This is a genomic window from Streptomyces sp. NPDC127117 (assembly GCF_042677325.1).
Lineage (GTDB): Bacteria > Actinomycetota > Actinomycetes > Streptomycetales > Streptomycetaceae > Streptomyces.
Map to the genome: position 1 here is coordinate 18,427 of NZ_JBHXTM010000011.1, position 10,384 is coordinate 28,810.

9 protein-coding genes are annotated in these 10,384 nt (G+C 71.6%); 5 read left to right on the top strand and 4 right to left on the bottom strand.

Translation table 11 applies throughout. The features are described from left to right. Positions 1-205 precede the first annotated feature (205 nt). Entirely contained in the window at positions 206-1,171 is a 966-nt protein-coding gene (locus ACFVH0_RS12345) for a S1 family peptidase (protein WP_385819496.1), read from the top strand. A gap of 200 nt (positions 1,172-1,371) precedes the next feature. Here the strand turns inward: ACFVH0_RS12345 and ACFVH0_RS12350 are convergent, their stop codons facing one another. Together ACFVH0_RS12350 and ACFVH0_RS12355 are read right to left on the bottom strand one after the other, a co-directional pair. Continuing rightward, positions 1,372-2,298: a hypothetical protein gene (locus ACFVH0_RS12350; RefSeq protein ID WP_385819497.1), complete on the bottom strand. Its 927-nt coding sequence runs from the start codon at positions 2,296-2,298 to the stop codon at positions 1,372-1,374. 84 nt (positions 2,299-2,382) lie between these two features. Further along, positions 2,383-2,964 carry a hypothetical protein gene (locus tag ACFVH0_RS12355; protein WP_385819498.1) on the bottom strand — a complete coding sequence of 194 codons (582 nt, stop codon included), beginning with the start codon at positions 2,962-2,964 and terminating at the stop codon, positions 2,383-2,385. 214 nt (positions 2,965-3,178) lie between these two features. Between ACFVH0_RS12355 and ACFVH0_RS12360 the strand changes: the two genes are divergently transcribed. The 3 genes from ACFVH0_RS12360 (at position 3,179) to ACFVH0_RS12370 (ending at position 6,186) form a co-directional block, all read left to right on the top strand. Next, positions 3,179-3,688, top strand: a complete 510-nt coding sequence (locus ACFVH0_RS12360; RefSeq protein WP_385819499.1) for a hypothetical protein — start codon at positions 3,179-3,181, stop codon at positions 3,686-3,688. A 26-nt stretch (positions 3,689-3,714) separates the two neighbouring features. Beyond that, complete coding sequence (locus tag ACFVH0_RS12365) at positions 3,715-4,410, top strand: RraA family protein (RefSeq protein WP_385819500.1); 696 nt, start codon at positions 3,715-3,717, stop codon at positions 4,408-4,410. Between the two features lie 246 nt (positions 4,411-4,656). Next, the gene (locus tag ACFVH0_RS12370) at positions 4,657-6,186 is read left to right on the top strand and encodes a helix-turn-helix domain-containing protein (RefSeq protein WP_385819501.1); all 1,530 of its coding nucleotides are present in this window, start codon (positions 4,657-4,659) and stop codon (positions 6,184-6,186) included. A gap of 500 nt (positions 6,187-6,686) precedes the next feature. Here ACFVH0_RS12370 and ACFVH0_RS12375 read toward each other — a convergent pair whose 3' ends face one another. Beyond that, complete coding sequence (locus tag ACFVH0_RS12375) at positions 6,687-7,898, bottom strand: Dyp-type peroxidase (protein ID WP_385819502.1); 1,212 nt, start codon at positions 7,896-7,898, stop codon at positions 6,687-6,689. A 57-nt stretch (positions 7,899-7,955) separates the two neighbouring features. Here ACFVH0_RS12375 and ACFVH0_RS12380 point away from each other — a divergent pair, with 57 nt between their 5' ends. Then, positions 7,956-9,296, top strand: coding sequence for a right-handed parallel beta-helix repeat-containing protein (locus ACFVH0_RS12380; RefSeq protein ID WP_385819503.1), 1,341 nt, complete (start codon positions 7,956-7,958; stop codon positions 9,294-9,296). 125 nt (positions 9,297-9,421) lie between these two features. Here the strand turns inward: ACFVH0_RS12380 and ACFVH0_RS12385 are convergent, their stop codons facing one another. Then, positions 9,422-10,225: a hypothetical protein gene (locus ACFVH0_RS12385; protein ID WP_385819504.1), complete on the bottom strand. Its 804-nt coding sequence runs from the start codon at positions 10,223-10,225 to the stop codon at positions 9,422-9,424. Between the last annotated feature and the right edge of the window lie 159 nt (positions 10,226-10,384).

Here is a 10,384-nt window from a genome sequence, read left to right on the forward strand (position 1 = left end):
TAGTACATCACCGCCGCACGGTCATGCGGGGGCAGGGCAAGGCGTGGTCGTCCGATCCGTGCCGCGAGGCTCGGGGCTCGCGCTTTCCTCAGTATTCAAGGGGGGCTGACCACAGCATCGGGCGACCGGTTGCCCGGATGGTCCTGCGGGTCTCGGATGACGAGGCTGAATGCACACGGATCCACCGAGCAAAAGGGAACCACCTGTGTTCAGCTTCAAGCCGCTGCGCCGCCGTACCGTCCGCACCGCCGCCGTCGGCGCCGTCACCGCCGCGGCCTGCGCCACCGTCCTGGCCGGCAGCGCCGCAGCCATCGTCAACGGGTCGGACTCCACCGAGAGCTACCCGTTCATGGCGACCATTCCGGAATCGGCCCCGAAGCACGGTCTGAACGACGGGACCTGCGGGGCATCGCTGATCGACGAGCAGTGGGTGCTGACGGCGGCCCACTGCGTGACGGGCGACGGCCTGAAGCTGGACGGCATCGTGCGCGTCGGCAGCGAACACCGAAAGTCCGGCGGCACGGTCCGGAAGATCGACCGGACCTTCGTCCACCCCGGCTATGTGAACGGCGAGACCAAGGCCGCCAACAAGAACGACATGGCGCTGATACGCCTGGACCGCCCGGTCGCCGCGAAGCCCGTCGAGATCGCCGAGCGGCCCGGGCAGCCCGGCACGCCGACCCGGCTCGTGGGCTTCGGAACGACCTCCGACACCGGGTTGAGGTTCCCGGACCGGCTGCAGGAGCTGAACACGCGCAGGGGTGCCGAATCCGAGTGCGCGCCCGGCTACGCGGACCGGACCCGGCTGTGCACGATCACCACCGTGCCCAAGGCCATGGCGTGCTTCGGGGACTCCGGCGGACCGCAGCTCCAAAAGGGCCGGGGCGGCCGCTGGGAACTGATCGGCGTCACCTCGGGGCCCGGCGCCCCGGGCGTGCCCTGCTCGCAGGGCCCCGGCCTCTACACCAGCGCGCCCGCCTACGCGGACTGGATCGACAGGACCATGAGGAACAACAGCGTCCGGCCGGCCGCGGACAGGGGCTCCGGCCTGGCCGAGACCGGCACGAACGACAGCACCGCGGCGATCGCCGGTGTGGCCGCCGCGCTGATCGTCGCGGGCGGCGGCACCGCCGTCGCGGTGCGCCGCCGCAGGGCCCGCCGCGCCACCTGAGCGGAATCGGCGCCGCGCGGGGGCGGCACGAGTGCGACGGCGGCGGCTCTCCTTCAGCTCTCCTTCAGCAGGAAGTGCCGGGGGAGAGCCGCCCGCGTCGCACTGGAACTCGCCCTCGCCGTGACACGGCCCGCGCGATTCCCGGCGGAGGCCGAGCGCGGATCCGCTGCCGGAGTCCGGAGTCCGGCAGCGGACCGGGCTCAGAGTCTGTGGTCGATCTTCTTCTCCCGCATCAGCTCCTCCAGCTCCGTGTCCGACAGCGGGTGCAGGGTGTCCAGGAGACGGCGCAGCCCGGTTTCGTCGAGGGTCTGGCTGGCGACCTCGGCCTCCGCCTTCCCCCGGCGGCGGACAACGGTGACCTGGCGGGTGCCGTCGGGAAATCCGCGGACCATGACCATCTCCCGGTTTGCGTCCACCGTGCAGGTGACGCCCTTCTCCGCGGGTTCGGGGCATCGGGCCTCCGGTGCGTACGACGAGCGCACGACCAGGCTCACGTACCCCGACTCGTACCCCTCCCGGACGGGGCGGTAGTCGACGACGAAGGCGGCCGGGCCGAGCTCCGCGCGGGAGACCCGCATGCCCGGCGGTGCGGTGCCCAGGTACAGCAGCTCCGGCTTCTCCCGGTACCGCGCGACCTCCGCGTCGTGCTGATGCCGCTGCGACTGCGCCGGACCGACGAAGCCCCCGTAGACCACCCCGGCCGCCAGCACCACCAGGGCCCCCGACCGCGCCCACCGGCCCGGCACGAAGAGCGCCGCGGCCACGGCGTACGGCACCCCCGTCAGCGCGATCCGGGTACCGGCGCTCCCCAGGTCGACGTCCTCGCTGTAGGCGGCCAGACCCGACAGGACACCGAGTGTGCCGAGAACGAGGACCAGTACCGCCCAGCCCAGCCGCCGCGGCACGGAACCGCACAGCGGCACCACGTCCTTCACCGGCAGGCCCGCCACGGCCAGCAGGACCACCATCACCGGCACGCCCAACGCCAGGACCGGCACCGCCGCACCGGCACCGCCGCCCCAGGCCGCCGCCACCAGCCCGAAGCCGAGCGCCGGCACCGCGGTCGCCATGATCGCCCAGACCAGAAAGAGATGCAGGGCCGTGAGCGCCCCTCTGCCACTCGTCATACCGCGGAGCCTGTCAACCGGTACCCGGACGCACATGAGTACCCGTACTCAGCGGACGGCCCTGCCGCCCGGCCGGGCGGCGGATCAGTCCGTCCGGCACGGCAGTTGGTCGTCCACGGAGTACGCCTTCGCGGCCCGCAGGAGCAGTCGGCACCCCAGGTCGGCGTCCGCCTCGCGCACGACCCGCAGCAGCGCCGGGACGATGTCCGGGACCGCGACGGCCCGTCGGAGCGCGGCCGCGGCCGACTCGATCTCCGCAGCCACGGTCCCCCGCAGCGCCTCCTCCGTCACCGTCGGCCGCAGCCGGTCGAGGAACTCCGTTTCGGCCTGTTCCCGCTCCCGCGTGAACGGCGGGCAGACCTCCGCGACCCGGCGCAACCAGCAGCGGATGCCGGTGCCCTCGTCGGCCGGATCGAAGCACCGGCGCACGGCGGCCAGCCATACGGCGTGGAGCGCCTCGTCCGGCAGCGGGGACTCCAGCAGGAGCCGGACGTCTCTGCCGAGCCGGTAGTCCTCGTCGTCCGCCTGTGCCCCGGCGAGGGCGAGCACCACCGGTACGTCGGTGCGGAGCGTCGCACGCGAGCACAGCGTGCCGGCGAATCCGCTGAGCCCGAAGTCCTGCACGTGGTCGATGCAGCACAGCTCGCGCATCCGTGCCGTCGGCAACTCCGCCCGCCCTCCCCCGTGTCGGCGACACCGATCCCCCGGGCGCCGAAACGACCTGCGCGCACTGCGGATCGGACAGGATCCACCGCGCGCGCCACCCACCTCGGACACGGTGCTCACAAACGGGACAAGGCATCAGGAATGCCGAGTGACACAGATCATGGCCGGAGCAGGCCCGGCTGCCGGTGTCAGTTGCCGCGCCTATGGTTCCGCCATGGCAGTCCCCGCGATCATCCCCATAGCCCACGAGCCGGGCTACCGGACCGACACCATCGGGCGGTACGCAGACGGGCAGTTCCTGGCCTCGGTCACCTACGCCTTCCCGGACGGCTACACGGTCGGCGACGACTGGGAGGAACACAAGCGGCTCTACGTCGTTCTGCACCGGTTCGACCACGAGGGCCGGCACATCGATTCGGACATCTGGTACGCGGGAACACAGGCCGACCAGCAACAACACCCCAGCGGCGACGGCTCCGTCATGGCGCGGGCGGAGGCGCGGATGGCTGCGCTCCTCGACGGCCTTCCCGGGCGCGAGTACGGAGACATCGCGATCCGGCCCTTCCGGCTGATGGTCGACGGCGTGCTCTTCGGGCTGGTCGTCGAGCACCACGGCGACGGGAACGAGGACGGGGAAGACGGCGAGGGCGAGGACGACTGGGCCGAACTCCACCCCGACCAGCTCGGCTTCTACGCTCCCTGGGACGGCGAGTACGACACCTGACGTGTGGATCCGGACGACGGAGGAACATGAACGAGATCAGTGAATTGCAGGAGTTCGAGAAGTCCAAGGAGTTCGTGGAGCCCAAGCAGTTCGAGGAGTCCAAGGAGTTCGAGGAGTTCGAGGACATCTCCCCGACCACCCTCGCCGATCTCCTGGGGCGCGGACAGGTCATGGACATCGGGATCCGCCCGTTGTGGCCCTCGGTCCCCCGCGTCGCCGGACCGGCGTTCACCGTGCGGTGCCCTCCGGGCGACAACCTCATGCTCCACGCGGCCATTCACCGCGCGGAGCCCGGCGCCGTCATCGTCGTCGAGTCGGGCGACGTGGACTACGCACTGGCCGGCGGGAACGTCTGCGCCGTCGCCCAACGCCGTGGAATCGCGGCGTTCGTGGCCGACGGCGTGATCCGTGACCTCGCCGAGGTGCGCGAGATGGGATTCCCCGTCTTCGCCAGGGGCGTGATCCCCATCCCCGGCACGAAGAAGGCGGTCGAGCCGCTGGGCGGCCCCGTGCGGTGCGGCGGTGTCGACGTGGACGCCGGTGACATCGTGGTGGCGGACGAGGAGGGCATCGTGGTCGTTCCCCGCGCCCGGCACGCGCAGGTGCTCCTCGACGCGCGGGCGAAGGCGGCCAAGGAGGCGGGCGAGTCCCTGGACGCGTGGGAGGCCGCGCATCGTGCGCGTATCGACGGCATCCTGCGTGACAACGGTTTCGAGAGCTGACCACCGCAGGACGACTGCCGGTCTCCGGAGGCCCCGAAGACCGGCGGTCGCCCCTCCGTCCCCCGTACGGACGCGCACCGCACGCGGTCGCGCCGATCCGGGCGGACCATGGAACGCATGGTGCGCTCCGGGTCGGCGCATTTCATACGCGCCCGACCTGCAATTGCCGCGCCGACACGCCCGAACGTCACCCGAACACCACACCCCGGCGCAGGTCTCATCTCATATCTGAGATAGCCTTTCGCCATGTCAGACGATTACCTCGTACGCATCGGCAAGCTCATCCGCGACGCCCGTCAGCATCGGGGCTGGACACAGAGTCAGCTCGCCGAGGCGCTCGCCACCAGCCAGAGCGCCGTGAATCGCATCGAGCGCGGCAATCAAAACATCAGCCTTGAGATGATCGCGCGCATCGGTGAGGCACTCGACAGCGAGATCGTGTCGCTCGGCTACGCCGGGCCCATGCACCTGCGGGTGGTCGGCGGCCGTCGGCTCTCGGGCTCCATCGACGTCAAGACGAGCAAGAACGCGTGCGTGGCACTCCTCTGCGCCTCGCTGCTCAACAAGGGCCGTACGGTGCTGCGCCGGGTGGCCCGGATCGAGGAGGTCTACCGTCTCCTGGAGGTGCTGAACTCCATCGGTGTGCGGACCCGGTGGATCAACGAGGGAACCGATCTGGAGATCGTCCCGCCGGCCCGGCTCGACATGGACGCCATCGACGCGGACGCCGCCCGCCGGACCCGTTCCATCATCATGTTCCTCGGTCCGCTGCTGCACCGCATGGACCGGTTCAAGCTCCCGTACGCGGGCGGCTGCGACCTCGGTACGCGGACCATCGAGCCGCACATGATCGCGCTGCGCCGCTTCGGTCTTGAGATCGCCGCGACCGAGGGGATCTACCACGCCCAGGTCGACCACTCGGTGACCCCCGGCCGCCCCATAGTGCTGACCGAGCGCGGCGACACCGTGACCGAGAACGCGCTGCTGGCCGCCGCCCGGCACGACGGCACGACCGTCATCCGCAACGCCTCCTCCAACTACATGGTCCAGGACCTCTGCTTCTTCCTGGAAGCGCTCGGCATACGCGTGGACGGCATCGGCACGACCACCCTGACCGTGCACGGAGTCCCGCACATAGACGTGGACGTCGACTACTCCCCGTCCGAGGACCCGGTCGAGGCGATGAGCCTCCTGGCCGCCGCCGTCGTGACGGAGTCCCAACTGACGATCCGCCGGGTGCCGATCGAGTTCCTGGAGATCGAACTCGCGGTGCTGGAGGAGATGGGCGTCGACTGCGACCGTACGACGGAGTACGCCGCCGACAACGGCCGCACCCGCCTGGTCGACCTCACGGTCCGGCCCTCCAAGCTGGAGGCGCCGATCGACAAGATCCACCCCATGCCGTTCCCGGGCCTCAACATCGACAATGTGCCCTTCTTCGCGGCGATCGCCGCCTCGGCCCACGGCCAGACCCTCATCCACGACTGGGTCTACGACAACCGGGCCATCTACCTCACCGACCTGAACCGCCTCGGCGGCAGGCTCCAACTCCTGGACCCCCACCGGGTGCTGGTCGAGGGCCCGACCCGCTGGCGTGCCGCCGAGATGATGTGCCCGCCGGCCCTGCGCCCCGCCGTGGTGGTGCTGCTCGCCATGATGGCGGCAGAAGGCACCTCCGTACTGCGCAACGTGTATGTCATCAACCGCGGTTACGAGGAGCTGGCGGAGCGGCTCAACTCCGTGGGCGCGCAGATCGAGATCTTCCGGGACATCTGAGACACGACTGCCGCCGCACCTCGCCTGACCTGCGTATACGGGGTGAGGAGCGGGTGTGCGGCGGCACCCCTGGGATCTCTCCGGGGCCTTGGAACCTCGTTCCGCCCCGGCCCTCACGACGAGGTCGTCCCGCGCGGCCTCCTCGGCCTGCGGGCCAACGGTGACGGCGCCGTTGGCCCGCAGGAAGACAAGCATGGCGCGGCGAGCGGTGCGCGGGGCTCCTGCTTCCAGGCTCTCGCCGCGGGCCCTCCGCAAGGAACGGCTCCGGTCCCGGCCCGTCGTAAGGGACCTTCTCGATGGGTCTGTCTGCCGGCTCCGGGCTGTTGCGCTTCTGCCTCACCCCAGGACAGGCCGAAGGGGCGTCCGTCAGCCGTGGGAGTCCTCTGGGACTCTTCCGGGACTTCCGGCGCCGTCGACGGGCACAAGCGTGAAACAACCGAAAGTCCTGAGGAACGACGTCGCCGAACCCCTCCTGTGTTCCTGGACGGAGTGCGGCGAAATCATGTCCAGAGCTGTTCGCCGAGAGTCCCGTCGGGTGGGCTGCCGGGCAGGATGTAGGCCACGGCCGATGCGCGGTGCTGGAGGAACGGGGCGAGGGCGTCGAGGGCGGCCAGGCGGTTCTGGACGCGGGTGAACTGGGCGGGTTCGCGCATGAAGGCGCAGAAGAGAAGGCCGCGGTCGGCCGGGCCGTCGTCGTAGCTGTAGCTGCGGCGGAGCATACGGGCGCCGCCGTCGAAGCGGGGGCTGGCCAGACGCACGTGGGCGGTGGCCGGGATGACGTAGGAACCGTCGGGGTTCTTGGCGTAGATGTCCGGCTCGTCATGCTCGGCGGTGCCGCCGAGGGGGACGCCGTCGCGGTCGCGGCGGCCTATCACCCGGTCGCGCCGGCCCTCGGGAAGGGCCGCGAACCCGGTGACGTCCATGCGGATCCTGCGGTAGACCAGCACGGTGCCGTTCCGGTGAGCTCCGGGTGGGCCCCAGACCCACCGCTCGGCCGCCTCGTGACCGGGGTTGGCGATGCCGTCCTTGGAGCCGAACAAGTTGCGCGGGGTGGTGCCCGGTGTTGTGTGGGGCAGGAAGCCGGTCTGGGTCCAGCGCGGTACGGCACCGGCGTCGCGCGCGGCCCTGTCGGCGAGTTCGGCGACGACGGCGAGGGTCCAGCGGTCGGCTGCGCAGAGCTGGACCAGGATATCGCCCTTGCTGCGGTGCGGTTCGAGACGGTCGCCGGGGAAGGGCGGCAACTCGCCCAGGGAATCGGGGACGTTGAGGCCGAGGCGGGTGGCGAGGGAAGGGCCGATGCCGACCAGGGAGGTGAGCCGGGTCGCACCGCCGCCCTGGAGCCGTGGGTCCGGCGGGGAGTCGGAGGCCGCGGTGGCGAGCGTGCGGGCCAGCACGCCGAGGACACCGCGCAGGGTCTTCCGGCCGGTGGCGGCGGAGTTCTGCGGGAGGTCGAAGGAGAGCAGGTGCGTCGCCGGCTGCTGGGGCAGCGTGACACCCGCCTGCCGGGCGCCGTGGAAGGGAATCGCGGCCGGGGCCGCTGGGGCGCCGGTGGTGGCACGGCCGGTCGCCCGGCCGTCTCTCACCGGTTCGTCGGCCACCGCGCCGACGCCGGCGGCAAGCACCGCTCCGCCGGCGAGCAGTGCCCGGCGCCGCCCGAAACGGGTTGCCGCGGGTCGGGATGAGTCCTGCGCATTTCCCTGTTCGGTGGGCATAAGCCCATTGGAGACGATAAAACAACTGCCATGCAAATCCTGTCTGGAGAAGGCCTGTTGAGGCGTTGGGCAGTGCCGGCGACGGCGGTCCGGGCGGCACTGCGCCTGTCGGTGCTGGTCGTCTCGGCCGCGGTGGCGGCCACCGGATGCTCCGGTACCGGGCCGACGTCCGCCGATGCTCGGCATCCGGCGGGGAGCGTACTGCGCGTTCCGCAGGACTTCTCCTCGGTGCAGCAGGCGGTGGACGCCGCTCGCGCGGGCGAGACGGTGCTGATCGGACCGGGTGTGTACCGGGAGAGCGTGCGCGTCACCAAGCCCCGCGTGGTATTGCGTGGAGCGGACCGCAACAAGGTGGTCTTCGACGGCGGTGTGCGTCTGGCCAACGGCATCACCGTGACCGGCGCCGGCTCGGTGGTCGAGAACCTCACCGTGCACGGATACCTCGCCAACGGCGTGCTGTTCACCGGCGTCACCGACGAGCGGTTGCAGCAGCGCGGTGCCGGCGGCTCCGCCTACGACCCGCTGGACACCGCCCGGTTCCCTGCCGTCCGGGGCTTCCGCGCGACCCGGGTGACGGCGTACAACAACGGCCTGTACGGCATCTACGCCTTTGACGCGCGCGACGGGGTGATCGAGGACTCCTACGCCTCCGGGCACGCCGACTCCGGCATCTATGTCGGCCAGTGCAAGCCCTGCGGCACTGTCGTCCGTGGCAACACCGTGGAGCGCAACGCGGTCGGCATCGAACTGACCAATGCCTCGGACAACCTGTCGGTGCTGGGCAACCTCGTCGCCGGAAACCGGGTCGGCGTCACGATCAACTCCAATGATCTGGAGGCCCTCGCCCCACAGCACGGCGCGGTGATCGCGGGCAACGTGGTCGCGGACAACAACGCCGCCGACACGCCCGAGCAGGCGGACGGAGGGTTCGGAATCGGCATCGGCATCGGCGGTGGCACCGGGAACCGCATCCAGCGCAACCTGGTCCGGGGCAACCGGGCGGCCGGGGTGGTCGTCACCGACCCGCCGGGGCATCCGGCGAGCGGCAATCGCGTCGAGGGCAACCGCGCCACCGGCAACGGCACCGACCTCGTGCTGGCCTCGGCCGACCCCGGCAACTGTTTCGCGGACAACCGGCCCGCCACCCAGAGCCCGGCCGGGCTGGAGGACCGCGCGGGCTGCGGCGCCCGCGGTCGGGGCGCGCTGCCAGGCGGCCGAACGGCGCCGGTGCAGGCGCCGCCCGGCGTCCCGTTCAGCCAGGTGCCGGCCCCGCCCGCCCAGCCGTCCATGCCGGACCCGACGGCCCCGGGCCGCCCGGCGACCGGCCTGCCGGGGGCCGTCGACACGGCCGCGTACCCGCTTCCGAAGAAGGTGGACGCCGTGCCGCGCTCGCGCTGAGCGACGCCGTGCCGCGCTCGCGCTGAGCACAGTGCTCCGGTGGACTCGGCCCCCGTTCACCATGCCGCTCCGGAGGGCGAGTCGGGGAGGACCGTGAGCAACCGCCGTGTGTGGGCGCGGAGATGTCAGCCGGTGATCCAGGGCGCCTCGGGGAGTTTCGCGCGTCCGTCGCGTCCGGAGAACTCCACGGTGGTCGGTGTCCCCAGGCCCGGCATCCGCATCGTCACCCGCCGCAGGCCGCCGTCACCGTCGATCCAGTACGTCAGTGGCGACCGCCCGCCGTCGGGCCCGGCACCGGTCGTGGCGCCCTGGGCGCGCGGCCCGGCGAACCGGTCGTAGCTGTGGCCGTCGACGCGGTCGCGGCCCAGCCAGCGGGCTCCGGACTGTGCGAGCAACAGCGGGTTGTCCGGGCGGTCGGCGCCGAGCCCGATCAGCAACCGCAGTCCGGCGTCCAGGGGGTCGGCCGTGTAGGAGCGCGCGGACCAGCCCGAGCGCGGGATGTGCTCGGCCTGCTGCCAGGTCGGAGTGTTGTCGCCCTCCGGCGCGGGGGCGAGGCCGAGGCCGCCGGTGTCCCAGACGATCAGGCCGTGGTCGAGTTGCCCGGCGACGGGTCCGGCGGATCCGGAGGGCTTGGAGGACCCGGAGGCTCCGGTGACCTCGTAACTTCCCACGGCCCGATGGGTTCGGTAGTCCACGACCCCCCTGACCCGCACCACCACTCCGCCGCCCTCGGTGGCGGTGAGTGTCACCGCCACGGGACTGGCCTGGTACAGATTCAGCCGCGACAGCGCCAGCCTGGATGCCTCCTCCATCGTCACCGACCGCTCCGTGGCCCCGTCGGAGAGCGTCCGGTATACGGCCAGGCCGGTGCCGCACACCGCGATCGTGATCACGATCAGTGCTATGTACCAGAGGGTCCGCCGCGGCATACGGCCGCTCATCCTCAACTTCCGAGCCATGCGGTCGCTTTCTCTCGTCGGCTGGTCACACAGTCGGGCGGGGGGGGGGGCGGCGGCGTGGCGGACCCCCCCCCGCCCGCCCCCCGGGGCGGGGGGGGGGCCGCCCCGGGGGGGGACCCGCGGGCCGCC

Coding starts and splice junctions, on each gene's coding strand:
- ACFVH0_RS12375 (WP_385819502.1), bottom strand. CDS start 7,898: ATGCCCACCGAACAGGGAAATGCGCAGGACTCATCCCGACCCGCGGCA.
- ACFVH0_RS12350 (WP_385819497.1), bottom strand. CDS start 2,298: ATGACGAGTGGCAGAGGGGCGCTCACGGCCCTGCATCTCTTTCTGGTC.
- ACFVH0_RS12365 (WP_385819500.1), top strand. CDS start 3,715: ATGAACGAGATCAGTGAATTGCAGGAGTTCGAGAAGTCCAAGGAGTTC.
- ACFVH0_RS12385 (WP_385819504.1), bottom strand. CDS start 10,225: ATGCCGCGGCGGACCCTCTGGTACATAGCACTGATCGTGATCACGATC.
- ACFVH0_RS12360 (WP_385819499.1), top strand. CDS start 3,179: ATGGCAGTCCCCGCGATCATCCCCATAGCCCACGAGCCGGGCTACCGG.
- ACFVH0_RS12370 (WP_385819501.1), top strand. CDS start 4,657: ATGTCAGACGATTACCTCGTACGCATCGGCAAGCTCATCCGCGACGCC.